The organism is Georgenia sp. Z1491 (assembly GCF_057652395.1).
The window spans coordinates 1,288,233-1,312,217 of sequence record NZ_CM172729.1; the positions used below are offsets into that span (position 1 = coordinate 1,288,233).

Genomic DNA, 23,985 nt, shown 5'->3' on the forward strand with positions numbered 1-23,985 from the left:
GCGCCGGCTCCCGGGACGGGCACGGGCCCGGCGCCGTCGCGCCGGGCCCGTGGCCACCTCGTCCTCGGGGTGCTCCGTTCAGCGGAGCAGCTCCGCCATGCGTCCGAGCGCCTCGGTGAGGTTCTCGTCGGACGTGGCGTAGCTCAGCCGGAGGAACCCCGACGGGCCGAAGGCCTCGCCCGGCACGACCGCGACCTCGACCTCCTCGAGGATGAGCGAGGCGAGCTCGGCGGAGGTCTGCGGGGTCCGGCCGCGGAACGTGCGGCCGAGGAGCCCCTCGACCGAGGGGTAGGCGTAGAACGCGCCCTTCGGCTCCGGCACCTCGATCCCGTCGATCGCCCGCAGGAGGTCGACGACCAGCCGGCGACGCCGGTCGAACGCCATCCGCATCTCCGCCACCGCGGTGAGGTCGCCGGACACGGCGGCGACGGCGGCGCGCTGGCTGACGTTGGCCACGTTCGAGGTCAGGTGCGACTGGAAGTTCGTCGCGGCCTTCACGACGTCGGCCGGTCCGACGAGCCAGCCCACGCGCCATCCGGTCATCGCGTACGTCTTGGCGACCCCGTTGAGCACGATGGTGGTGTCGGCGAGCTCGGGGACGACGCCCAGGACGGGCGTGAACTCGGCGTCGCCGTACACGAGGTGCTCGTAGATCTCATCGGTGATCACCCAGATGCCGTGCTCGAGCGCCCAGCGGCCGATGCGCTCGGTCTCCTCGCGGGAGTAGACCGTGCCGGTCGGGTTCGACGGCGAGCAGAGCACGAGGACCTTCGTGCGCGCCGAGCGGGCGGCCTCGAGGAGGTCGACGTCGACCTTGTAGCTGCGCTCGGCACCGGCGAACACCGGCACGGCCACGCCGCCCGCCAGCGAGATCGCCTCCGGGTAGGTGGTCCAGTACGGCGAGGGGAGCAGCACCTCGTCGCCCGGGTCCAGCACCGCGGCGAACGCCTGGAAGACGGCCTGCTTGCCTCCGTTGGTCACGAGCACGCTGCTCGGGTCGATCGGGTAGCCGGAGTCGCGCAGCGTCTTGGCCGCGATCGCCTCCTTGAGCGCGGGCAGGCCACCCGCGGGGGAGTACCGGTGGTTGACCGGGTCCTTGGCCGCCGCGACCGCCGCCTCGACGATGTAGTCCGGCGTCGGGAAGTCCGGCTCGCCGGCGCCGAGGCCGATGACGGGCCGGCCCTCGGCCTTGAGCGCCTTGGCCTTGGCGTCGACGGCGAGCGTCGCGGACTCGGCGATGCCGGCGAGTCGGGCGGAGATGCGGGGACGGGAGTCGGCTGTCGTCGTCACGACAACCATCGTGGCACGGTCCGCGCCCGGCGTCCCTCCCCGTCCGGGACCCGGTCGTCGGGGTCGCGCGACGCCGGGTGTGACGCGTGACCTTCCGCACCACGGTCGACCATGCCCTGGGCGGTGCGTACTATGGTCCATCGGCGGCGTCAGACCCGCAGACTTCCCCGTGCCCGCACGGTGGTGGGTCGCCGCCGAAGGGCAGTGGCGCAATTGGCAGCGCACCGGTCTCCAAAACCGGCGGTTGAGGGTTCGAGTCCCTCCTGCCCTGCACCTGACGGCGCAGGAGAACGACAGCCGTCGGGCCCGACCCACCGATGGTGGGCGCGCCCGCACCCGTGCCGGGAGCGGGCCACCGGCGACAGGCGAGGGACAGTGTTGACGTGAGCGAGACGACGGCCGCCGAGGGCGGCTCCGGACGCAAGGCGGAGGTCGAGCCCCGGCGCGGGCTGTTCGCACGCATCGCGCGCTTCATCCGGCAGGTCTTCGCCGAGATCCGCAAGGTGGTGCGCCCCACCCGGCGCGAGCTCATCACGTACTTCTTCGTCGTCGTCGTCTTCGTCCTCGTGATGATGGCCATCGTCGGAGTGCTGGACCTCGTGTTCGGCCAGCTCGCCCTGTGGACGTTCGGCTGAGCCGAGACCAGGGCCCTCGGGCCGTGAACCCGTGCGACCGACCGGTCGCGCGACCGACACATCCAAGGAGGATGTTCCCTCGTGTCTGTGGACTTCCATGGCGACGACAGCACGTCGACCGACGACCTGGGCGTGGACGCCGAGGCCGCCGCGTCGACCCCTGACGGCGCCGACGCAGGAGCCGAGGCGGACGCCCCCACCGCGGGGGACGACGCCCCCGGCGCCACCGACGAGCCCGTCGACGGCGCGGACCAGGCCGACGACGCCGAGCCCGAGCTCGACCCCGAGGCCGCGTTCCGGCTCGAGATGCGGATGCTGCCCGGCGACTGGTACGTCGTCCACACCTACGCAGGCTTCGAGAAGCGCGTGAAGGCCAACCTCGAGCACCGGCTGACGACCCAGAACATGGAGGAGTACATCTTCCAGGTCGAGGTGCCGACCGAGGACGTGGCCGAGATCAAGAACGGCCAGCGCAAGATGGTCAACCGCGTGCGCATCCCCGGCTACACGCTGGTGCGCATGGAGCTGACCGACGAGTCGTGGGGCGTCGTGCGACACACGCCGGGCGTCACGGGGTTCGTCGGCAACGCCCACGACCCGATGCCGCTCACGCTCGACGAGGCCATCTCCATGCTCAACGTCTCGCCCCCGCAGGTCGCCGCGGGCGCCGCGGAGGCCGACGGCGAGGCGCCGCAGCCCCAGGGCGGCGAGGCGGCCCCCGTCGTCGTCGACTACGAGATCGGCGAGACGGTCACCGTCACCGACGGTCCGTTCGAGACCCTGCCGGCCACCATCTCCGAGATCCACGTGGAGAGCCGGAAGCTGCAGGTGCTCGTCAGCATCTTCGGCCGGGAGACCCCGGTCGAGCTCTCGTTCTCCCAGGTCACCAAGGCCTAGGGGACGGACCGCGGTCGCCGCCGCGGACCTACGTTCCATCCATCGAAGGACCCGAATGCCTCCCAAGAAGAAGATCTCCGGCTACATCAAGCTCCAGATCCAGGCCGGAGCAGCCACCCCCGCACCGCCGATCGGACCCGCCCTGGGTCAGCACGGCGTCAACATCATGGAGTTCTGCAAGGCGTACAACGCCGCGACCGAGTCGCAGCGTGGGAACGTCGTCCCCGTCGAGATCACCGTCTACGAGGACCGTTCCTTCACCTTCGTCACGAAGACGCCGCCCGCCGCGGAGCTCATCAAGAAGGCCGCCGGCGTGCAGAAGGGCTCCTCGACCCCGCACACCGACAAGGTCGCCACGATCTCCCGCGAGCAGGTCCAGGAGATCGCGCGCACCAAGGCGGAGGACCTCAACGCGAACGACGTCGAGGCCGCCGAGAAGATCATCGCGGGCACCGCCCGCTCCATGGGGATCACCGTCGACGGCTGACCCCCGCAGGCGCCGCGACCGCGGCGCAGTGGCAGGGCCCGGCGTGGGCCCGACCGACCACGACTGCTCGAACCCAGCACAGGAGAAGCAGAATGACCACGCGCAGCAAGACCTACCGCAAGGCCGCCGAGAAGATCCACGACGGCGAGCTCTACGCCCCGCTCCAGGCGGTCCGCCTGGCCAAGGAGGGCGCCACCACGACGTTCGACCAGACCGTCGAGGTCGTCTTCCGCCTCGGCGTCGACCCCCGCAAGGCGGACCAGATGGTCCGCGGCACCGTCAACCTCCCGCACGGAACCGGCAAGACCGCCCGGGTCCTGGTCTTCGCCGTCGGCGACCGTGCGCAGCAGGCCATCGACGCGGGTGCCGACGAGGTCGGCGGCGACGAGCTCATCGAGAAGGTCGCGGGCGGCTACACCGGCTTCGACTCGGCGATCGCCACCCCTGACCTCATGGGCAAGGTCGGCCGGCTCGGCCGCGTGCTCGGTCCCCGTGGCCTCATGCCGAACCCGAAGACCGGCACCGTGACGATGGACGTGGCCAAGGCGGTGAACGACATCAAGGGCGGCCGGATCGAGTTCCGCGTCGACAAGCACGCGAACCTGCACTTCGTCATCGGCAAGGCCTCGTTCGACGAGACGAAGCTGGTGGAGAACTACGCGGCCGCGCAGGAGGAGATCCTGCGGCTCAAGCCGGGCAGCTCGAAGGGCCGGTACATCTCGCGGGCGACGATGAGCACGACGATGGGCCCGGGCATCCCGCTCGACGCCACCAAGACGCGCAACCTCACCAGCGAGGACGCGTCCTGACCGCAGCCTGACGCACCGCGGGCCCGGCACCCACCTGGGTGCCGGGCCCGCTTGCGTGAGCAGGCACACGCCGGGCGGGGGTCCGCCGGAGGGCGCCGCCCGCTACGATGGACCCGCCACAGACCGTCGGTCGTGCGGGACTCGTGTCCCGCGCCGAAGTCCACCCGGGTGGAGCCTGCGCAGGCGAGCTACGAGCCGAAGCATCACACCGATGCCACCGAGCCCCGTGCCGTCCGCGCACGGGGCTCTTCTTCGTCCGTGTGGGCACCCGCCGGTCCCACATCGGAAGGAGGGCTCATGGCAAGGCCGGACAAGACCGAGGCCATCGCCGAGCTCGAGACGGGCTTCCGCGAGGCTCAGGCCGTGCTGCTCACCGAGTACCGCGGCCTGTCGGTCTCCCAGCTCATGGAGCTGCGCCGCTCGCTCGCGGGCACGGCCCGTTACGTCGTCGCGAAGAACACCCTCGCGGCGATCGCGGCCGAGAAGGCCGACATCGAGATCGACCGCGAGTCCCTCACGGGGCCGACGGCGATCGCCTTCGTCCACGGTGAGGTCTCGGAGGCCGCCAAGGCCCTGCGCGACTTCGCCAAGGACAACGAGCAGCTCGCCATCAAGGGCGGTGTCCTCGACGGCGTCCAGCTCTCGGCGGACGACGTCCGCACGCTCGCGAACCTCGAGTCCCGCGAGGTCCTCCTGGGCAAGGCGGCCGGTGCCTTCAAGGCCGCGCTGTTCCAGGCGGCCTACATGTTCACCGCGCCGGCCACCCAGGCCGCCCGCACCATCGACGCCCTGCGCGAGAAGCAGGCAGCCGCCGAGGCCTGACCGGCCCGGCAGTACACCCCACCTCTGCTCGCGTAGCAGGACCGAAACGGAAGGAAAGCCACCATGGCCAAGCTCACCACCGACGAGCTCATCGAGGCGTTCAAGGAGCTCACGCTCATCGAGCTGTCCGAGTTCGTCAAGCAGTTCGAGGAGACCTTCGACGTCGTCGCGGCGGCCCCGGTCGCCGTCGCGGGCGCTGCGCCCGCCGCCGCCGGCGGCGGCGAGGGCGGCGACGACGCGGCCGAGCAGGACTCGTTCGACGTCGTGCTCGAGTCCGTCGGCGACAAGAAGGTCGCGGTCATCAAGGAGGTGCGCGCGCTCACGTCCCTCGGTCTCAAGGAGGCCAAGGACCTGGTCGACGCAGCCCCGAAGGCCATCCTCGAGGGCGTCGACAAGGACGCCGCCGACAAGGCCAAGGAGCAGATCGAGGCGGCCGGCGCCACCGTCACCGTCAAGTGATCGCCGCCCTCTGAGAAGGGGGCGCGCAGAACGACCGGCCCGGGGCCGGGACCCGCACGGGTCCCGGCCCCGGACCTGTTCCGGGAACCCTTCGTGCGCGTTCCAGGGACGGAGCGGGCGCGCGTGCCCTACACTGGACGCGGCCGACGGCCGGTCCGACGCAGCAGGGTCGCTGCGACGGGTCTCACGGACTCACCTGGGTGAGTGCGGGATCACGGGCACCTGCGGGTGCGCGCACCTGGACGGGGCGCTGCGCCGTGTGTAAGGTGGACACTTGCGTTAGCCGACGCCTGCCCTGCCTCCACCCACCCGAGCACCGATGTGCTCCGGACATCTCGAGCCGCGCCACCAGGCGTGATCCTCCCGGGGAACGGGCACGAAGTCGACACGCGCCGCGTGCACACCTCTCCGCAGGGAAGGACCCCCTTTGGCTGCCTCGCGCACCTCTGCCGCCCCGTCCGCCGACCTCGTCGCGAAGCGCCTCGCGTCGCCCAGGCTGTCGTTCGCCAAGATCTACGAGCCGATGCAGGCGCCCGACCTGCTCGGCCTGCAGACCGAGAGCTTCGACTGGCTCCTGGGCAATGACGCCTGGCGGGCCCGCTCCGAGGCCGACCCGGCCGGGTCGAGCCACACCATCTCGGGCCTGGAGGAGATCTTCGAGGAGATCTCGCCGATCGAGGACTTCTCCGAGTCGATGTCCCTGTCGTTCCGGGACCACCGCTTCGAGCCCGCGAAGTACACCGCCGAGGAGTGCAAGGAGAAGGACCTCACCTACGCCGCTCCGCTGTTCGTCACGGCGGAGTTCATGAACAACACGACCGGTGAGATCAAGTCGCAGACCGTGTTCATGGGCGACTTCCCTCTCATGACCGACCGCGGCACCTTCATCATCAACGGCACCGAGCGCGTCGTCGTCAGCCAGCTCGTCCGCTCGCCGGGCGTCTACTTCGAGCGCACGCCGGACAAGACCTCGGACAAGGACATCTTCACCGCGAAGGTCATCCCGTCCCGCGGCGCGTGGCTCGAGCTCGAGATCGACAAGCGGGACGCCATCGGCGTGCGCATCGACCGCAAGCGCAAGCAGTCCGTCACGGTGTTCCTGCGGGCCCTGGGGCTCACCGAGTCCGAGATCCGCGGCCACTTCGAGGACTACCCCGTCCTGCTGGAGTCCCTCGAGAAGGACACGGTCAAGACCCAGGACGAGGCGCTGCTGGACATCTACCGCAAGATCCGTCCGGGCGAGCCGCCCACGGTCGAGGCCGGCCGCAACCTGCTGGACTCCTACTACTTCGCGCACAAGCGCTACGACCTGGCCAAGGTCGGCCGCTACAAGATCAACAAGAAGCTCGGCATGACGACGCCGGCGGGGGAGTCGCTCCTGCGCGTCCAGGACATCGTCTCCACGATCCGGTTCATCCTCGCCCTGCACAAGGGTGAGGAGACGCTGCCCGGCACCCGGGACGGCGAGAAGGTCGACGTCCGGGTCGAGACCGACGACATCGACCACTTCGGCAACCGTCGCATCCGCGCCGTCGGCGAGCTCATCCAGAACCAGGTCCGTACGGGCCTGTCCCGGATGGAGCGCGTCGTGCGCGAGCGCATGACCACGCAGGACGTCGAGGCCATCACGCCGCAGACGCTCATCAACATCCGGCCGGTGGTCGCCTCCATCAAGGAGTTCTTCGGCACCAGCCAGCTGTCGCAGTTCATGGACCAGAACAACCCGCTCTCGGGCCTGACCCACAAGCGCCGTCTCTCGGCGCTGGGCCCCGGCGGCCTGTCGCGTGACCGCGCCGGCATGGAGGTCCGTGACGTCCACCCCTCGCACTACGGCCGCATGTGCCCGATCGAGACCCCTGAGGGGCCGAACATCGGCCTCATCGGCTCGCTGGCGACGTTCGCGCGCATCAACCCGTTCGGGTTCGTGGAGACCCCGTACCGCCAGGTGGTCGACGGCCGGGTCACCGGCGAGATCGAGTACGTCACGGCCGACGACGAGGACCGCCACACGATCGCCCAGGCGTCGGCCCCGCTGAACGAGGACGGCACCTTCGTCGAGGAGCGCGTCCTGTGCCGCACCCCCGGCGGCGAGCCGGCGCTCATCGAGCCCGCCGAGATCGCGTTCATGGACGTCTCGGCGCGGCAGATGGTCTCCGTCGGCACGGCGATGATCCCGTTCCTCGAGCACGACGACGCCAACCGCGCGCTCATGGGCGCCAACATGCAGCGTCAGGCCGTCCCGCTCATCCGCGCCGAGGCCCCGCTCGTGGGCACCGGCATGGAGCGTCGGGCGGCGGTCGACGCGGGCGACGTCGTCACCGCGCAGGTGGCCGGCGTCGTCACCGAGGTCTCGGCCGACTCGGTGGTCGTCCTCGACGACGACGGCGGCAGCTACACGCACCGCATCATGAAGTTCAACCGGTCCAACCAGGGCAATTCCTACAACCAGCGCGTGCTGGTCGACGAGGGCGACCGGGTCGAGGTCGGATCCGTGCTGGCCGACGGCCCCTCGACCGACGAGGGCGAGCTCGCGCTCGGCCGCAACCTCCTCGTCGCGTTCATGTCCTGGGAGGGCTACAACTACGAGGACGCGATCATCATGTCGCAGCGTGTCGTCACCGACGACATGCTCACCTCGATCCACATCGAGGAGCACGAGGTCGACGCCCGCGAGACCAAGCTCGGCGCCGAGGAGATCACCCGTGACCTCCCCAACGTCTCCGAGGAGATCCTCGCGGACCTCGACGAGCGCGGCATCATCCGTATCGGTGCCGAGGTCAGCGCCGGTGACGTCCTCGTCGGCAAGGTCACGCCCAAGGGTGAGACCGAGCTGACGTCCGAGGAGCGACTCCTGCGCGCGATCTTCGGCGAGAAGGCGCGCGAGGTGCGCGACACCTCGCTCAAGGTGCCCCACGGCGAGTCCGGCATCGTCATCGGCGTGCGGGAGTTCACCGAGGACGACGACGAGCTGCCCCCGGGCGTCAAGCAGCAGGTGCGCGTCTACATCGCGCAGCGCCGCAAGATCACCGACGGCGACAAGCTCGCCGGCCGGCACGGCAACAAGGGCGTCATCTCCAAGATCCTGCCCGTCGAGGACATGCCGTTCCTGCCCGACGGCACCCCGGTCGACGTCATCCTCAACCCGCTCGGCGTCCCCGGCCGTATGAACGTGGGCCAGGTCCTCGAGCTCCACCTGGGCTGGGCCGCGGCCAACGGCTGGGACATCACCGAGGCCGTCAAGGCGGCCGAGGAGTGGACGAAGAACCTGCCCGAGCACGTGCACCGCGCCGAGCCCGGCTCGACCGTGGCGACCCCGGTGTTCGACGGCCTGCAGCAGGACGAGCTCGAGGGCATCCTCGGGCACACCCTGGTGGGCCGCGACGGCGACCGCGTGGTCGGGGCAGACGGCAAGGCGCAGCTGTTCGACGGCCGGTCGGGCGAGCCGTTCCCGCACCCGATCTCGGTCGGATACATGTACATCCTCAAGCTGCACCACCTGGTCGACGACAAGATCCACGCCCGGTCGACCGGTCCGTACTCGATGATCACGCAGCAGCCCCTGGGCGGTAAGGCCCAGTTCGGCGGCCAGCGGTTCGGCGAGATGGAGGTGTGGGCGCTCGAGGCGTACGGCGCCGCGCACGCCCTGCAGGAGCTGCTGACCATCAAGTCCGACGACGTCACGGGACGCGTGAAGGTCTACGAGGCCATCGTCAAGGGCGAGAACATCCCCGAGCCGGGCATCCCGGAGTCGTTCCGTGTGCTCATCCAGGAGATGCGCTCGCTGTGCCTGAACGTCGAGGCCCTGGACTCCTCCGGGACGCTCATCGACCTCAAGGACTCCGACGACGAGGTGTACCGCGCGGCCGAGGAGCTGGGCATCGACCTCTCCCGCCGCCCGGACGCCTCGAGCGTCGACGAGCTCTGACCCGCCGCGCAGCGGCATTCGAACACGAGCGCTACCTGAACGAAGGAAGTAGGACACGTTGCTCGACGTCAATCTGTTTGACCAGCTCCACATCTCCCTGGCCACCGCCGGCGATGTGCGCGAGTGGTCGCACGGCGAGGTCAAGAAGCCGGAGACGATCAACTACCGCACGCTCAAGCCGGAGAAGGACGGCCTGTTCTGCGAGAAGATCTTCGGTCCCACCCGGGACTGGGAGTGCAACTGCGGCAAGTACAAGCGCGTGCGCTACAAGGGCATCATCTGTGAGCGCTGCGGCGTCGAGGTCACCCGCTCGAAGGTCCGCCGCGAGCGGATGGGCCACATCGAGCTGGCGGCCCCGGTCACGCACATCTGGTACTTCAAGGGCGTCCCGTCGCGCCTGGGCTACCTCCTCGACCTCGCCCCGAAGGACCTCGAGAAGGTCATCTACTTCGCGGCGTACATGATCACCGAGGTCGACGAGGACGGCCGGCACGAGGACCAGAGCACCCTCCAGAACGAGATCGACCTGGAGAAGTCCGAGCTGAGCAAGGCGCGCGACCTCGCGGTCGAGCAGCGCCGGCAGAAGCTCGAGGCCGACCTGGCCGAGCTCGAGGCCGCCGGCACGGACTCCTCGGCCCGCGACAAGGTCCGCAAGTCGGCCGAGCGCGAGGCGAACCAGATCCGGCGCAAGGGCGACGGTGAGATCGAGCGGCTCGAGAAGGTCTGGGACCGCTTCAAGGCGCTCTCGGTCGGCGACCTCGAGGGCGACGAGTCGCTCTACCGCGAGATGAACGCCCGCTTCGGCATCTACTTCAAGGGCTCTATGGGCGCCACGGCGATCCAGAAGCGCCTGGAGACCTTCGACCTCGAGGCCGAGGCCGAGTCGCTGCGCGAGACCATCGCGACCGGCACCGGTCAGCGCAAGACCCGCGCGCTCAAGCGCCTCAAGGTCGTCAACGCGTTCCTCACCACCGGCAACTCGCCGCTGGGCATGGTGCTCGACTGCGTGCCGGTCATCCCGCCGGACCTGCGTCCCATGGTCCAGCTCGACGGCGGCCGGTTCGCCACGTCGGACCTCAACGACCTCTACCGCCGCGTCATCAACCGGAACAACCGCCTCAAGCGGCTGCTCGACCTGGGCGCGCCGGAGATCATCGTCAACAACGAGAAGCGCATGCTCCAGGAGTCGGTGGACGCGCTCTTCGACAACGGCCGTCGCGGCCGCCCGGTCACGGGCCCCGGCAACCGTGCGCTGAAGTCGATCTCCGACATGCTCAAGGGCAAGCAGGGCCGGTTCCGGCAGAACCTGCTCGGCAAGCGCGTGGACTACTCGGGCCGCAGCGTCATCGTCGTCGGCCCGACGCTGAAGCTCCACCAGTGCGGTCTGCCCAAGCAGATGGCGCTCGAGCTGTTCAAGCCGTTCGTCATGAAGCGGCTGGTCGAGCTCAACCACGCCCAGAACATCAAGGCGGCCAAGCGCATGGTCGAGCGCCAGCGCACGCAGGTGTGGGACGTCCTCGACGAGGTCATCCGTGAGCACCCCGTGCTGCTCAACCGCGCGCCGACCCTGCACCGCCTCGGTATCCAGGCGTTCGAGCCGCAGCTCGTCGAGGGCAAGGCGATCCAGCTCCACCCCCTCGTGTGCGGCGCGTTCAACGCGGACTTCGACGGCGACCAGATGGCGGTCCACCTGCCGCTGTCGGCCGAGTCGCAGGCCGAGGCGCGGATCCTCATGCTCTCGAGCAACAACATCCTCAAGCCGTCGGACGGCCGTCCGGTGACCATGCCCAGCCAGGACATGATCATCGGCCTGTTCCACCTCACGACCGAGCTCGACGAGGGCACCGGCGCAGACCGGTACTTCTCCTCGGTGTCCGAGGCCATCCTCGCGATGGACAACGGCGAGCTCGATCTCGGCGCGAAGATCTCGATCCGGTTCACCGACCTGGTCCTGCCCGAGGGGCACGAGCAGGCCGCGAGCGCCGCCGCCGGCGAGCCCGTCGTGCTGCGCACTACACTCGGTCGCACGCTGTTCAACGAGCTGCTGCCGGTGGACTACCCGTTCATCGACGAGGTCGTGGACAAGAAGCGGCTCGGCCGCCTGGTCAACGACCTGGCGGAGCGGTACCCCAAGGTCGACGTGGCCGCGAGCCTCGACGCGCTCAAGGAGGCGGGCTTCCGCTGGGCGTCCCGCTCGGGCGTGACCATCGCGATCTCCGACGTCGTGGCCCCCGAGGCCAAGGCGGGGATCCTCGAGGAGCACGAGCGCAAGGCCGAGGCGATCCAGGACCAGTACGACATGGGTCTGATCACCGACGACGAGCGGCGCCAGGAGCTGATCGACATCTGGGGCGAGGCCACCGACGCGGTCGCCGACGCCATGCGCGCGAACTTCCCCAAGGACAACACCGTGTTCCGCATGGTGTCCTCGGGTGCGCGAGGCAACTGGATGCAGGTCCGTCAGATCGCCGGCATGCGCGGTCTCGTGGCCGACCCGAAGGGCGAGATCATCCCGCGCCCGATCAAGTCGAACTACCGCGAGGGCCTGTCCGTCCTCGAGTACTTCATCGCCACCCACGGTGCGCGCAAGGGTCTTGCGGACACCGCGCTGCGCACCGCGGACTCGGGCTACCTCACGCGTCGTCTCGTCGACGTCTCGCAGGACGTCATCGTCCGTGAGGCCGACTGCGGGACCCGTGGCGGGCTGCCCGTGACGATCGGCGTCCCGTCGGCGTCGGGGGAGGGCATCGTCCTCGACGAGAGCGTCGAGACCTCGGCGTACGCCCGGTCCCTGGCGGCCGACGTCGTCGACGCCGAGGGCACCGTGCTGGCCTCGGCGGGCGACGACGTCGGTGACGTGCTCATCGACCAGCTCGTCGCCGCCGGCGTCACCGAGGTCAAGGTCCGGTCCGTGCTCACGTGCGAGTCGAGGGTCGGGACCTGCCAGAAGTGCTACGGCCGGTCGCTGGCCACGGGCAAGCTCGTGGACATCGGCGAGGCCGTCGGCATCATCGCGGCGCAGTCGATCGGCGAGCCCGGTACCCAGCTGACGATGCGCACCTTCCACACCGGTGGTGCGGCGTCGGCGGACGACATCACCCAGGGTCTGCCCCGTGTCCAGGAGCTCTTCGAGGCCCGCACCCCCAAGGGTGAGGCCCCGATCTCCGAGGCCGCCGGCCGCGTGACCGTCGAGGACACCGACAAGGGGCGCTCGCTCCGCGTCACCCGTGACGACGGTCAGGAGGACGTGGTCTACCCCGTGTCCAAGCGGTCGCGCCTCCTCGTCGAGGACGGGCAGCACATCGCCGTCGGCGACCAGCTGGTGTTCGGCGCGGTCGACCCGAAGGCCGTGCTGCGCATCCTGGGCCCGCGCCGGACCCAGGAGCACCTCGTCGCGCAGGTCCAGGAGGTCTACCGCTCGCAGGGCGTGGACATCCACGACAAGCACATCGAGGTCATCGTGCGGCAGATGCTGCGTCGCGTGACCGTGCTGGACTCGGGCGAGACCCGGCTGCTGCCGGGCGAGCTCATCGACCGGACCGCGTTCAACGACGAGAACCGTCGCGTCGTCTCCGAGGGCGGGAAGCCGGCAGCCGGCCGGCCCGAGCTCATGGGCATCACCAAGGCGTCGCTCGCGACCGACTCGTGGCTCTCTGCGGCCTCCTTCCAGGAGACCACCAAGGTGCTCACCGAGGCGGCGATGAGCGGCCGTCGCGACCCGCTGCTCGGCCTGAAGGAGAACGTCATCCTCGGCAAGCTCATCCCCGCGGGGACGGGTCTGCCGCGCTACCACGACGTCGTCGTGGAGCCCACCGAGGAGGCGCGTCAGATGGCCTTCACCGAGCTGGGTTACTCCGAGCTCGACTTCGTCGGCAGCCGTGCGGGCGAGCCCGTGCTGCTGGACGACATCGACTTCTCCGCCTACGGCGGCGAGACCTACCCCGAGTTCCGCTGACCACGGGGGAGCGGCGCTCCCCCGTCCGCAGCACCCTGCCGCCGGCCCCGACGCATCGCCGTCGGGGCCGGCGGCGCCCCGGAAGGCGTCGACGTGTCACATCACACCACTTCGGCGACCCCGGTCCTTTGACGCCAGAAACTGGCGGCCGCTACTCTGGACGGCGGTGCCCGGACCGATCGGGCCCTTGCGCGCACGTCACCTGCCCCGGTCCTCGACCAGCGGCCGGCGGCGGACGACCAGAGGCGGACCGCCCGCGACGTCACCACGGCCCTCCGGGGCCGGTCGGCGTCACGCAGGTGCGCCACGCCCGAGCGCGGGGTGCAGAGATCAGATCGATCCGAGGCAGTCGCACCGATTGCAGCAACGAGACGGAGAAGTAGTGCCCACGATCCAGCAGCTGGTCCGCAAGGGCCGGTCGGTCAAGTCGAGCTCCTCGAGCACGCCGGCCCTCAAGGGGAGCCCGCAGCGTCGTGGCGTGTGCACCCGCGTGTACACGACCACCCCGAAGAAGCCGAACTCGGCACTGCGGAAGGTGGCGCGCGTCCGTCTCTCGAGCGGCATCGAGGTCACCGCCTACATCCCGGGCGTCGGGCACAACCTCCAGGAGCACTCGATGGTGCTCGTGCGCGGCGGTCGTGTGAAGGACCTGCCCGGTGTCCGCTACAAGATCGTGCGCGGCGCGCTCGACACGCAGGGCGTGAAGAACCGCAAGCAGGCCCGGAGCCGCTACGGCGCCAAGAAGGAGAAGAAGTAATGCCTCGCAAGGGTCCTGCCCCGAAGCGTCCCGTCGTCGTCGACCCGGTCTACGGCTCGACGATCGTCACCCAGCTCGTCAACCGCGTGCTGCTGGACGGCAAGAAGTCCACCGCCGAGCGGATCGTCTACGGCGCCCTCGAGGGCGTCCGCGGGAAGACCGAGGGCGACCCGACGGCCGTCCTCAAGCGCGCCCTGGACAACGTGCGGCCCTCGCTCGAGGTCCGTTCGCGCCGCGTGGGTGGCTCCACCTACCAGGTGCCGGTCGAGGTCCGTCCCTCCCGGTCCACCACGCTGGCGCTGCGCTGGCTCGTCGACTACGCGCGCGCCCGCCGCGAGAAGACGATGACCGAGCGCCTGATGAACGAGATCCTCGACGCCTCGAACGGGCTCGGTGCCGCGGTCAAGCGCCGCGAGGACATCCACAAGATGGCCGAGGCCAACCGCGCCTTCGCGCACTACCGCTGGTGATCGAGCGCGGCCGGCACGTCCGGCCGCGCCCCGCATCCGACCGACACCGAGACTCACGAGGAGAAACCCGACGTGGCAACTGACGTCATGACCGACCTCACGAAGGTCCGCAACATCGGCATCATGGCGCACATCGACGCCGGCAAGACGACGACGACCGAGCGGATCCTGTTCTACACGGGCGTCAACCACAAGCTCGGTGAGACCCACGACGGCGCGTCGACGACCGACTGGATGGACCAGGAGCAGGAGCGCGGCATCACCATCACGTCCGCCGCCGTGACGTGCTTCTGGGAGACCAACCAGATCAACATCATCGACACCCCGGGGCACGTCGACTTCACGGTCGAGGTCGAGCGCTCGCTGCGCGTCCTCGACGGTGCGGTCGCCGTCTTCGACGGCAAGGAGGGTGTCGAGCCCCAGTCGGAGACCGTGTGGCGCCAGGCGGACAAGTACGACGTCCCCCGCATCTGCTTCGTCAACAAGATGGACAAGCTCGGCGCGGACTTCTACTTCACCGTCGACACGATCGTCAAGCGCCTCGGCGCGAAGCCGCTCGTGCTCCAGCTGCCGATCGGCGCGGAGAGCGACTTCACCGGTGTCGTGGACCTCGTCCAGATGCGCGCCCTGGTGTGGCCCGCGGACTCCAAGGGCGACACGACGCTCGGCGCCAAGTACGAGGTGCACGAGATCCCGGCCGACCTCAAGGAGCGCGCGGAGGAGTACCGCACCCAGCTCATCGAGACGGTGGCCGAGGCCGACGAGGCCCTCATGGAGAAGTACTTCGAGGGCGAGGAGCTGACGGTCGAGGAGATCAAGGCGGGCATCCGCAAGCTGACGGTCAGCTCGGAGGTCTACCCGGTCCTGTGCGGCTCGGCTTTCAAGAACCGCGGCGTGCAGCCGATGCTCGACGCGGTCGTCGACTACCTCCCCAGCCCGCTCGACGTCCCGGCGATCCCGGGCGTCGACCCCAAGGACGAGAACGTCGTCATCGAGCGGCACGCGGACTCCACGGAGCCGTTCTCCGCCCTCGCGTTCAAGATCGCCGTCCACCCGTTCTTCGGCCGGCTCACCTACATCCGGGTGTACTCGGGGACGATCAACTCCGGGTCCGCGGTGCTCAACTCGACCAAGGGCAAGAAGGAGCGCATCGGGAAGATCTTCCAGATGCACGCCAACAAGGAGAACCCGGTCGAGGAGATCGGTGCCGGCCACATCTACGCCGTCATCGGTCTGAAGGACACGACGACGGGCGACACGCTCTCCGACATGAACGACCCGGTCGTGCTCGAGTCCATGAGCTTCCCGGAGCCGGTCATCCACGTGGCGATCGAGCCGAAGACCAAGGGTGACCAGGAGAAGCTGGGCACGGCGATCCAGAAGCTCGCCGAGGAGGACCCGACGTTCACGGTCCGCCTCGACGACGAGACCGGTCAGACGGTCATCGGCGGCATGGGCGAGCTGCACCTCGACATCCTCGTCGACCGCATGAAGCGCGAGTTCCGCGTGGAGGCCAACGTCGGTGCGCCGATGGTCGCCTACCGCGAGACCATCCGCCGCGCGGTGGAGAAGGTCGACTACACGCACAAGAAGCAGACCGGTGGCTCCGGCCAGTTCGCGAAGGTCCAGGTGTCCTTCGAGCCGCTGGACACCGAGGACGGGGAGCTCTACGAGTTCTCCAACGCCGTCACGGGTGGCCGCGTGCCGCGGGAGTACATCCCGTCGGTCGACGCCGGTATCCAGGACGCGATGCAGGGCGGTGTCGTCGCGGGCTACCCGCTGGTCGGCATCAAGGCCACCCTCCTGGACGGCGCGTACCACGACGTCGACTCCTCGGAGATGGCCTTCAAGATTGCCGGCTCGATGGTCCTCAAGGAGGGCGTGAAGAAGGCGGACCCCGTCCTTCTCGAGCCGACGATGGACGTCGAGGTGCGTACGCCCGCGGAGTACATGGGCGACGTCGTCGGCGACATCAACTCGCGGCGTGGCATGATCCAGTCGATGGAGGACGCCACCGGCGTCAAGGTCGTCCGGGCGCTCGTGCCGCTCTCCGAGATGTTCGGGTACGTCGGTGACCTTCGGTCGAAGACCCAGGGCCGCGCGGTGTACTCGATGCAGTTCCACAGCTACGCCGAGGTTCCTCGGAACGTCGCTGAGGAGATCATCAAGAAGACGCGGGGCGAGTAGGTCCCACGGGCCGCACCCCAGCACCAATCCCAACCGACCCGTAGGATCCATCTGCCCCTGGCGTGGGCATCCGGTTCTCGCCAGACAGACAACTACCCGAGTCCCAGGAGGACACCACAGTGGCTAAGGCCAAGTTCGAGCGGACCAAGCCGCACGTCAACATCGGCACGATCGGTCACGTCGACCACGGCAAGACGACGCTGACCGCGGCGATCTCGAAGGTTCTGGCGGACCAGTACCCCGACCTCAACGACTTCACGCCGTTCGATCAGGTCGACAACGCTCCCGAGGAGCGTCAGCGCGGCATCACGATCAACGTCTCCCACGTCGAGTACCAGACGGAGAAGCGCCACTACGCGCACGTCGACGCCCCTGGTCACGCCGACTACGTGAAGAACATGATCACCGGTGCTGCGCAGATGGACGGCGCGATCCTCGTGGTCGCGGCGACCGACGGCCCGATGGCCCAGACCCGCGAGCACGTGCTGCTCGCCCGTCAGGTCGGCGTGCCCTACCTCCTCGTGGCGCTCAACAAGTCCGACATGGTCGACGACGAGGACCTCCTCGAGCTCGTCGAGATGGAGGTCCGCGAGCTCCTCACGGACCAGGAGTTCCCCGGCGACGACGCCCCCGTGGTGCGCGTCTCGGCGCTCAAGGCGCTCGAGGGTGACGAGCAGTGGGTCAAGTCGGTGCAGGACCTCATGGCCGCCGTCGACGAGAACGTCCCGGACCCGGTCCGTGACATCGAGAAGCCCTTCCTCATGCCGATCGAGGACGTCTTCACGATCACCGGTCGTGGCACGGTCGTCACCGGTCGTGTCGAGCGTGGCCAGCTCAAGGTCAACGAGGACGTCGAGATCGTCGGCATCCAGGAGCAGAAGCAGACCACGACGGTCACGGGCATCGAGATGTTCCGCAAGCTGCTCGACACCGCCGACGCCGGCGAGAACGTCGGCCTCCTCCTGCGCGGCACCAAGCGCGAGGACGTCGAGCGTGGCCAGGTCGTCTGCAAGCCCGGGTCGATCACGCCGCACACGCAGTTCGAGGCGCAGGTCTACATCCTGGGCAAGGACGAGGGTGGTCGTCACAACCCCTTCTACTCGAACTACCGCCCGCAGTTCTACTTCCGCACCACCGACGTCACCGGCGTCATCCAGCTGCCCGAGGGCACCGAGATGGTCATGCCCGGCGACAACACGGAGATGACGGTCGACCTCATCCAGCCCATCGCCATGGAGGAGGGCCTCGGCTTCGCCATCCGCGAGGGTGGCCGCACCGTCGGCTCGGGCCGGGTCGTCAAGATCCTCAAGTGATCGCAGCCGGCACGCGCCGGTAGCAGGGCAGGGCCCGCCACCCCTCCGGGTGGCGGGCCCTTCCGCATGCCCGCAGAGCGTGCGCGGACGGTGGAGGCGCGGCCTGGACCGCACGCTGCCGAGTTGGACCGCGCTCTGCCGAGCTGGACCGATGGCTGCCGAGCCGGACCGCGCTCTGCCGAGCTGGACCGCGGCACGGTCCAGGTCGAGGGCCACGGGTCCACCTCGACGCGCACCGGGCGAGGTGGGCCACGGGGGATCGGCGCCGCAGGGCCGCCGCCGGCGCACCGGGTGCGGAGCCTCACACGGCCGAGCACCCGCCCGGGCTTCCGACCTGCGGGTCGGCGCTGGTAACGTTGACGGCCGGACACCGGTGCGCGCTCGTGCGCGTGCCGACCGCCGCAGGCACTCCAACCAGCGGCGGGCAGACGTTGCGGAGCCCGGGTCAGCCCGGTCAGCCGCAGGCCGGCCGTCACGGACATCGTTCGTGGGGGCGGGGCGTGGGCGGGAGGCCCGCGACGGCAAGCATCCAACGGTCAGGCCCACAAGGGTCGCTCGGGCCGGACGTGCGCAGAACGCGACACGCCCGGGCGCGGGGGTCGGCCGAAGCAAGGGTACGAGAGAGGTATGACGACGCCATGGCGGGACAGAAGATCCGCATCCGGCTCAAGTCCTACGACCACGAGGTCATCGACAGCTCGGCGCGCAAGATCGTCGACACGGTGACGCGCGCTGGTGCGACGGTCGTGGGCCCGGTGCCGCTGCCGACGGAGAAGAACGTCTTCGTCGTCATTCGGTCGCCCCACAAGTACAAGGACAGCCGCGACCACTTCGAGATGCGCACGCACAAGCGGCTCATCGACATCATCGACCCGACGCCGAAGGCCGTCGACTCGCTCATGCGTCTCGACCTGCCCGCGGACGTCAACATCGAGATCAAGCTCTGAGGACCGACGCCATGACCACCACTTCCCAGCAGACCGCCGGGGCCACCGTCAAGGGTCTCCTCGGCACCAAGCTCGGCATGACCCAGGTGTGGGACGAGGACGGGCTCCTCGTCCCCGTGACCGCCGTCAAGGTGGACACCAACGTCGTGACCCAGATCCGCACGCCGGAGCGCGACGGCTACACCGCCGTCCAGATCGCGTACGGCGAGATCGACCCGCGACGCGTGACCCAGCCGCTGCGCAAGCGCTTCGACGCCGCCGGCGTCACCCCGCGCCGCCACGTCACCGAGCTCCGCACGGCCGACGCCGAGGAGTACACGGTCGGTCAGGAGCTCGACGGCTCCACCTTCGAGACCGGCCAGCGCGTCGACGTCGTCGGCACCACCAAGGGCAAGGGCCTCGCCGGCGTCATGAAGCGGCACGGCTTCGCCGGTGTCTCCGCCTCGCACGGTGCGCACCGCAACCACCGCAAGCCCGGCTCGATCGGCGGTGCCGCGACACCCGGCCGCGTGTTCCGCGGCCAGAAGATGGCCGGCCGCATGGGTGTCGCCCGTCGCACCGTCCAGAACCTCACCGTCCACGCCGTGGACCTCGAGCACGGCGTGCTGCTCATCGCCGGCGCGGTCCCCGGCCCGAAGGGCGGCCTCGTCGTCGTCCGCTCCGCCGCGAAGGGGGCCTGACCATGACCGCGATCGACGTCCACGACGCCACCGGCAAGAAGACCGGCACCGCGGACCTCCCGGCCGAGGTCTTCGACGTCCAGGCCAACACGGCCCTCATGCACCAGGTCGTCGTCGCCCAGCTCGCGGCGGCCCGCCAGGGCACGCACGCCACCAAGACCCGCGGCGACGTCCGCGGCGGTGGCAAGAAGCCCTACAAGCAGAAGGGCACCGGTCGCGCCCGCCAGGGTTCGATCCGCGCGCCGCAGTTCGCCGGCGGTGGCGTCGTCCACGGCCCGCAGCCGCGCGACTACAGCCAGCGCACCCCGAAGAAGATGAAGGCCGCCGCCCTGCGCGGCGCCCTGTCCGACCGCGCCCGTGCCGGCCGCGTCCACGTGGTCTCCTCGCTCGTCGAGGGCGACACCCCGTCGACCTCCGCCGCGCGAGCCACCATCGCCGGCCTGACCGGCACGCGTCGCGCCCTCGTGGTGCTCACGCGCTCCGACGAGGTCGCCGCGCTCTCCGTGCGCAACCTCGCCGAGGTCCACGTGCTGTGGGTCGACCAGCTCAACACGTACGACGTCCTCGTCAACGACGACGTCGTGTTCACCTCCGCGGCACTCGACGTCCTCGTCGGCGGGCGCGCGGACGAGGAGGAGTCGAAGTGAGCCTCGAGACCGTCAAGAACCCGCGCGACATCATCGTCCGGCCCATCGTGTCGGAGAAGAGCTACAACCTCATCGACCAGGGGAAGTACACCTTCGAGGTGGACCCCCGCTCGAACAAGACCGAGATCAAGCAGGCGATCGAGCAGATCTTCGACGTGAAGGTCAGCGCGGTCAACACGATCAACCGCAAGGGCAAGACGCGCCGGACGCGGACCGGCACGGGCAAGCGCAAGGACACCAAGCGCGCCATCGTCACCCTGCGGTCCGGGACCATCGACATCTTCGGTGAGGTGGCCGGCTGACCGCCGGTCGGATTGGGATCGAGGGAACCAGAACATGGGAATCCGTAAGTACAAGCCGACCACGCCGGGCCGTCGCGGCTCCAGCGTGGCCGACTTCGTCGAGATCACGCGCTCCACTCCGGAGAAGTCGCTCGTCCGCCCGCTGAGCAAGTCCGGGGGACGCAACTCCTCGGGCAAGATCACCACCCGGCACAAGGGTGGCGGCCACAAGCGCGCCTACCGGGTCATCGACTTCCGTCGCCACGACAAGGACGGCGTGCCCGCCAAGGTCGCGCACATCGAGTACGACCCGAACCGGACGGCGCGCATCGCGCTGCTCCACTACGCGGACGGCGACAAGCGCTACATCCTCGCGCCGACCCGCCTGTCGCAGGGCGACCTCGTCGAGTCGGGCCCGGGCGCGGACATCAAGCCCGGCAGCTCCATGCAGCTGCGCAACATCCCGGTCGGCACCACGGTGCACGCGATCGAGCTCCGCCCCGGCGGCGGCGCGAAGATCGCGCGCTCGGCCGGCTCGTCGGTCCAGCTGCTCGCCAAGGAGGGGATCTACGCCTCGCTGCGCATGCCGTCCGGCGAGATCCGTCAGGTCGACATCCGCTGCCGCGCCACGATCGGGGAGGTCGGCAACGCCGAGCAGTCCAACATCAGCTGGGGCAAGGCCGGCCGCATGCGCTGGAAGGGCAAGCGTCCCACCGTCCGCGGTGTCGTCATGAACCCCGTCGACCACCCGCACGGTGGTGGTGAGGGCAAGACCTCCGGTGGTCGCCACCCGGTGAGCCCGTGGGGCAAGCCGGAGGGTCGCACCCGCCGTCCCAACAAGCCCAGCGACAAGCTGATCGTGCGTCGTCGCCGGACCGGCAAGAAGCGCTGAGCCAAGGAGCACTGACGAGATGCCACGCAGCCTGAAGAAGGGCCCCTTCGTCGACGACCACCTGCAGAAGAAGGTGGACGTCGCCAACGAGAAGGGCGCCAAGAACGTCATCAAGACCTGGTCCCGCCGGTCGGTCATCACGCCCGACTTCCTGGGCCACACCTTCGCCGTGCACGACGGCCGCAAGCACGTCCCGGTGTTCGTCACCGAGGCGATGGTCGGTCACAAGCTCGGGGAGTTCGCCCCGACGCGCACCTACCGCGGGCACGACAAGGACGACCGGAAGGGCCGCCGCCGCTGAGGCGCGCGCCCGACGACCAGCAGAGGTAAGGCAGAGACATGGAAGCCAAGGCGCAGGCGCGATTCGTTCGCGTGACGCCCATGAAGGCACGCCGGATCGTGGACGTCGTCCGCGGCAAGCGCGCCGAGGAGGCCGTGGACGTGCTCCGGTTCGCCCCCCAGGCGGCGGCGGAGACCGTCCGCAAGGTGCTCGAGTCCGCGATGGCCAACGCACGTGTGATGGCCGACCGCGACGGCGAGCGCTTCGACGCGAGCGAGCTCCGCGTCCTCGAGGCGTACGTCGACGAGGGTCCGACGATGAAGCGGTTCCGGCCGCGCGCCCAGGGGCGTGCCGCTCGGATCCTCAAGCGGACGAGCCACATCACCGTCGTCGTCGGCGACGAGTCCGAGGTGCCCGCGGGCGCCGGAAGCAAGGGAGGGACCAACTAGTGGGTCAGAAGGTCAACCCGACCGGTTTCCGGCTCGGCATCACCACCGACCACCGTTCGCGGTGGTTCGCCGACTCCACCAAGGAGGGGCAGCGCTACCGCGACTACGTCCGCGAGGACGTCGAGGTGCGCAAGCTCATGTCGAAGGGCCTCGAGCGCGCCGGCATCTCCAAGGTGGACATCGAGCGCACCCGTGACCGCGTGCGCATCGACCTGCACACCGCGCGTCCGGGCATCGTCATCGGCCGCCGCGGCGCCGAGGCCGACCGCCTGCGCGGCGACCTCGAGAAGCTCACGGGCAAGCAGGTCCAGCTCAACATCCTCGAGGTGAAGAACCCCGAGATGGACGCGCAGCTGGTCGCCCAGGGCATCGCCGAGCAGCTCGCCTCGCGTGTCTCGTTCCGCCGCGCCATGCGCAAGGGCATGCAGTCCGCGCAGCGCGCCGGCGCCAAGGGCATCCGCGTGCAGTGCGGCGGACGCCTCGGCGGCGCCGAGATGTCCCGCTCGGAGTTCTACCGCGAGGGCCGCGTGCCGCTGCACACCCTGCGCGCGAACATCGACTACGGCTTCTTCGAGGCCCGCACGACCTTCGGCCGCATCGGCGTCAAGGTCTGGATCTACAAGGGCGACGTCACCGAGAAGGAGTACGCCCGTCAGGAGGCCGACGCCGGCTCCCAGCGCGGTCCCCGCCAGGGACGCGGCGGTGGCCGTGGTCCGCGTCGGGACTCGCGGCCGGCCCCGGCCGCCACCGAGGGCGCCCCCGCGGCGCCCGCTACGCCCACGACGGAGGCCTGAGCATGCTCATCCCCAGGCGGACCAAGCACCGCAAGCAGCACCACCCCGGACGCCGGGGAATGGCGACGGGTGGCACCACCATCTCGTTCGGCGACTACGGCATCCAGGCGCTCGAGCACGCCTACGTCACCAACAGGCAGATCGAGGCGGCCCGTATCGCCATGACCCGTCACGTCAAGCGTGGCGGCAAGGTGTGGGTGAACATCTTCCCGGACCGCCCGCTGACGAAGAAGCCGGCCGAGACCCGCATGGGTTCCGGCAAGGGCTCCGTCGAGTGGTGGGTGTCCAACGTCAAGCCGGGTCGAGTGATGTTCGAGCTCGCCGGCGTCCCCGAGGACCTGGCCCGCGAGGCCCTGTCCCGTGCGCAGCACAAGCTCCCGATGAAGACGCGATTCGTCGTGCGTGAAGGTGGTGAGGGCTGATGGCCATCGGATCGAAGGGTCTGACGCCGATCGAGCTCGACGAGATGGACGACTCCGTGCTCGCCGAAAAGCTGGCGGAGGCCAAGACCGAGCTGTTCAACCTCCGGTTCTCCTCGGCCACGGGCCAGCTCGAGGACCACGGGCGGCTCAAGGCGGTCAAGCGGGACATCGCGCGCATCTACACGATCGCGCGTGAGCGCGAGCTCGGGCTGCGCACCGCGCCCGCCCCGGCCGAGACCACGAAGAAGAAGTGAAGGACGACATGAGCGAGAACCCCAGCGCCGCCACCACGGCGACGACGACGGACGAGCGCAACTACCGCAAGTCCCGTCGCGGCTACGTCGTGTCGGACAAGATGGACAAGACCGTCGTCGTCGAGGTCGAGGACCGCGTCAAGCACGCGCTCTACGGCAAGGTCCTGCGCCGCTCCGAGCGGGTGAAGGCGCACGACGAGAACAACGAGGTCGGCGTCGGCGACCTGGTCCGGATCATGGAGACCCGGCCGATGTCCGCCACCAAGCGCTACCGCGTCACCGAGATCATCGAGAAGGCCCGCTGACGCGGGCAGCTCGACCCACCATCACATC

General features: G+C 69.6%; 24 protein-coding genes and 1 tRNA gene. 24 read left to right on the plus strand and 1 reads right to left on the minus strand.

From position 1 onward, the window contains the following. Positions 1 to 78: 78 nt before the first annotated feature. Positions 79 to 1,299: a pyridoxal phosphate-dependent aminotransferase gene (locus AC24HA_RS06025; RefSeq protein ID WP_425708351.1), complete on the minus strand. Its 1,221-nt coding sequence runs from the start codon at positions 1,297 to 1,299 to the stop codon at positions 79 to 81. Between the two features lie 189 nt (positions 1,300 to 1,488). Here AC24HA_RS06025 and AC24HA_RS06030 point away from each other — a divergent pair. The 24 genes from AC24HA_RS06030 to rpsQ all read left to right on the plus strand — a co-directional run bounded on the left by AC24HA_RS06030 (position 1,489) and on the right by rpsQ (position 23,957). Further along, positions 1,489 to 1,561 (plus strand) — tRNA-Trp (locus AC24HA_RS06030). Positions 1,562 to 1,673: 112 nt separating this feature from the next. After that, positions 1,674 to 1,925: a preprotein translocase subunit SecE gene (gene secE / locus AC24HA_RS06035; protein ID WP_425708350.1), complete on the plus strand. Its 252-nt coding sequence runs from the start codon at positions 1,674 to 1,676 to the stop codon at positions 1,923 to 1,925. An 81-nt stretch (positions 1,926 to 2,006) separates the two neighbouring features. Next, a complete protein-coding gene (gene nusG, locus AC24HA_RS06040) occupies positions 2,007 to 2,822 on the plus strand; it encodes a transcription termination/antitermination protein NusG (protein WP_425708349.1) in 816 nt (271 codons plus the stop codon). Between the two features lie 55 nt (positions 2,823 to 2,877). Next, positions 2,878 to 3,309: a 50S ribosomal protein L11 gene (gene rplK / locus AC24HA_RS06045; RefSeq protein WP_425708348.1), complete on the plus strand. Its 432-nt coding sequence runs from the start codon at positions 2,878 to 2,880 to the stop codon at positions 3,307 to 3,309. A 92-nt stretch (positions 3,310 to 3,401) separates the two neighbouring features. Then, positions 3,402 to 4,118, plus strand: a complete 717-nt coding sequence (gene rplA, locus AC24HA_RS06050) for a 50S ribosomal protein L1 (RefSeq protein ID WP_425708347.1) — start codon at positions 3,402 to 3,404, stop codon at positions 4,116 to 4,118. A 297-nt stretch (positions 4,119 to 4,415) separates the two neighbouring features. Next, positions 4,416 to 4,940, plus strand: coding sequence for a 50S ribosomal protein L10 (gene rplJ / locus AC24HA_RS06055; RefSeq protein WP_425708346.1), 525 nt, complete (start codon positions 4,416 to 4,418; stop codon positions 4,938 to 4,940). A 63-nt stretch (positions 4,941 to 5,003) separates the two neighbouring features. Continuing rightward, positions 5,004 to 5,399: a 50S ribosomal protein L7/L12 gene (gene rplL / locus AC24HA_RS06060; protein ID WP_425708345.1), complete on the plus strand. Its 396-nt coding sequence runs from the start codon at positions 5,004 to 5,006 to the stop codon at positions 5,397 to 5,399. A gap of 427 nt (positions 5,400 to 5,826) precedes the next feature. Next, positions 5,827 to 9,324, plus strand: coding sequence for a DNA-directed RNA polymerase subunit beta (rpoB, locus tag AC24HA_RS06065; protein ID WP_425708344.1), 3,498 nt, complete (start codon positions 5,827 to 5,829; stop codon positions 9,322 to 9,324). A 58-nt stretch (positions 9,325 to 9,382) separates the two neighbouring features. After that, entirely contained in the window at positions 9,383 to 13,279 is a 3,897-nt protein-coding gene (locus AC24HA_RS06070; protein ID WP_425708343.1) for a DNA-directed RNA polymerase subunit beta', read from the plus strand. A 382-nt stretch (positions 13,280 to 13,661) separates the two neighbouring features. Beyond that, positions 13,662 to 14,036 (plus strand): 30S ribosomal protein S12, encoded by a 375-nt coding sequence (gene rpsL / locus AC24HA_RS06075; protein ID WP_425708342.1) that lies wholly within the window; start codon positions 13,662 to 13,664, stop codon positions 14,034 to 14,036. Further along, on the plus strand, positions 14,036 to 14,506 hold the full coding sequence (rpsG, locus tag AC24HA_RS06080) for a 30S ribosomal protein S7 (protein ID WP_425708341.1): 471 nt from the start codon (positions 14,036 to 14,038) through the stop codon (positions 14,504 to 14,506). Before rpsL ends, rpsG begins: the two co-directional genes overlap by 1 nt. 72 nt (positions 14,507 to 14,578) lie before the next feature. Further along, entirely contained in the window at positions 14,579 to 16,693 is a 2,115-nt protein-coding gene (gene fusA, locus AC24HA_RS06085) for an elongation factor G (protein ID WP_425708340.1), read from the plus strand. Between the two features lie 119 nt (positions 16,694 to 16,812). Further along, entirely contained in the window at positions 16,813 to 18,006 is a 1,194-nt protein-coding gene (gene tuf / locus AC24HA_RS06090; protein WP_425708339.1) for an elongation factor Tu, read from the plus strand. Positions 18,007 to 18,644: 638 nt separating this feature from the next. After that, positions 18,645 to 18,953 carry a 30S ribosomal protein S10 gene (rpsJ, locus tag AC24HA_RS06095; protein WP_425708338.1) on the plus strand — a complete coding sequence of 103 codons (309 nt, stop codon included), beginning with the start codon at positions 18,645 to 18,647 and terminating at the stop codon, positions 18,951 to 18,953. Positions 18,954 to 18,964: 11 nt separating this feature from the next. Then, entirely contained in the window at positions 18,965 to 19,633 is a 669-nt protein-coding gene (gene rplC / locus AC24HA_RS06100; RefSeq protein WP_425708337.1) for a 50S ribosomal protein L3, read from the plus strand. A gap of 2 nt (positions 19,634 to 19,635) precedes the next feature. Beyond that, complete coding sequence (gene rplD / locus AC24HA_RS06105) at positions 19,636 to 20,280, plus strand: 50S ribosomal protein L4 (RefSeq protein ID WP_425708336.1); 645 nt, start codon at positions 19,636 to 19,638, stop codon at positions 20,278 to 20,280. After that, positions 20,277 to 20,582: a 50S ribosomal protein L23 gene (gene rplW / locus AC24HA_RS06110; RefSeq protein ID WP_425708335.1), complete on the plus strand. Its 306-nt coding sequence runs from the start codon at positions 20,277 to 20,279 to the stop codon at positions 20,580 to 20,582. Before rplD ends, rplW begins: the two co-directional genes overlap by 4 nt. Before the next feature lie 34 nt (positions 20,583 to 20,616). Further along, positions 20,617 to 21,453: a 50S ribosomal protein L2 gene (rplB, locus tag AC24HA_RS06115; protein ID WP_425708334.1), complete on the plus strand. Its 837-nt coding sequence runs from the start codon at positions 20,617 to 20,619 to the stop codon at positions 21,451 to 21,453. A gap of 19 nt (positions 21,454 to 21,472) precedes the next feature. After that, positions 21,473 to 21,754: a 30S ribosomal protein S19 gene (gene rpsS, locus AC24HA_RS06120; RefSeq protein WP_425708333.1), complete on the plus strand. Its 282-nt coding sequence runs from the start codon at positions 21,473 to 21,475 to the stop codon at positions 21,752 to 21,754. Between the two features lie 38 nt (positions 21,755 to 21,792). After that, positions 21,793 to 22,182, plus strand: a complete 390-nt coding sequence (gene rplV / locus AC24HA_RS06125; protein ID WP_425708332.1) for a 50S ribosomal protein L22 — start codon at positions 21,793 to 21,795, stop codon at positions 22,180 to 22,182. Continuing rightward, positions 22,182 to 22,976, plus strand: coding sequence for a 30S ribosomal protein S3 (gene rpsC / locus AC24HA_RS06130; protein WP_425708331.1), 795 nt, complete (start codon positions 22,182 to 22,184; stop codon positions 22,974 to 22,976). The genes rplV and rpsC overlap by 1 nt, the downstream gene beginning before the upstream one ends. A gap of 2 nt (positions 22,977 to 22,978) precedes the next feature. Beyond that, entirely contained in the window at positions 22,979 to 23,398 is a 420-nt protein-coding gene (gene rplP / locus AC24HA_RS06135) for a 50S ribosomal protein L16 (protein WP_425708330.1), read from the plus strand. Continuing rightward, positions 23,398 to 23,652: a 50S ribosomal protein L29 gene (gene rpmC, locus AC24HA_RS06140; protein ID WP_425708329.1), complete on the plus strand. Its 255-nt coding sequence runs from the start codon at positions 23,398 to 23,400 to the stop codon at positions 23,650 to 23,652. Before rplP ends, rpmC begins: the two co-directional genes overlap by 1 nt. Before the next feature lie 8 nt (positions 23,653 to 23,660). Then, positions 23,661 to 23,957, plus strand: coding sequence for a 30S ribosomal protein S17 (rpsQ, locus tag AC24HA_RS06145; RefSeq protein WP_425708328.1), 297 nt, complete (start codon positions 23,661 to 23,663; stop codon positions 23,955 to 23,957). The last annotated feature ends 28 nt before the right edge of the window (positions 23,958 to 23,985 follow it).

Coding starts and splice junctions, on each gene's coding strand:
- AC24HA_RS06025 (WP_425708351.1), bottom strand. CDS start 1,299: ATGGTTGTCGTGACGACGACAGCCGACTCCCGTCCCCGCATCTCCGCC.
- rplK (WP_425708348.1), top strand. CDS start 2,878: ATGCCTCCCAAGAAGAAGATCTCCGGCTACATCAAGCTCCAGATCCAG.
- rplA (WP_425708347.1), top strand. CDS start 3,402: ATGACCACGCGCAGCAAGACCTACCGCAAGGCCGCCGAGAAGATCCAC.
- rplJ (WP_425708346.1), top strand. CDS start 4,416: ATGGCAAGGCCGGACAAGACCGAGGCCATCGCCGAGCTCGAGACGGGC.
- rplL (WP_425708345.1), top strand. CDS start 5,004: ATGGCCAAGCTCACCACCGACGAGCTCATCGAGGCGTTCAAGGAGCTC.
- rpsG (WP_425708341.1), top strand. CDS start 14,036: ATGCCTCGCAAGGGTCCTGCCCCGAAGCGTCCCGTCGTCGTCGACCCG.
- rpsJ (WP_425708338.1), top strand. CDS start 18,645: ATGGCGGGACAGAAGATCCGCATCCGGCTCAAGTCCTACGACCACGAG.
- rplC (WP_425708337.1), top strand. CDS start 18,965: ATGACCACCACTTCCCAGCAGACCGCCGGGGCCACCGTCAAGGGTCTC.
- rplD (WP_425708336.1), top strand. CDS start 19,636: ATGACCGCGATCGACGTCCACGACGCCACCGGCAAGAAGACCGGCACC.
- rplB (WP_425708334.1), top strand. CDS start 20,617: ATGGGAATCCGTAAGTACAAGCCGACCACGCCGGGCCGTCGCGGCTCC.
- rpsS (WP_425708333.1), top strand. CDS start 21,473: ATGCCACGCAGCCTGAAGAAGGGCCCCTTCGTCGACGACCACCTGCAG.
- rplV (WP_425708332.1), top strand. CDS start 21,793: ATGGAAGCCAAGGCGCAGGCGCGATTCGTTCGCGTGACGCCCATGAAG.
- rplP (WP_425708330.1), top strand. CDS start 22,979: ATGCTCATCCCCAGGCGGACCAAGCACCGCAAGCAGCACCACCCCGGA.
- rpmC (WP_425708329.1), top strand. CDS start 23,398: ATGGCCATCGGATCGAAGGGTCTGACGCCGATCGAGCTCGACGAGATG.
- rpsQ (WP_425708328.1), top strand. CDS start 23,661: ATGAGCGAGAACCCCAGCGCCGCCACCACGGCGACGACGACGGACGAG.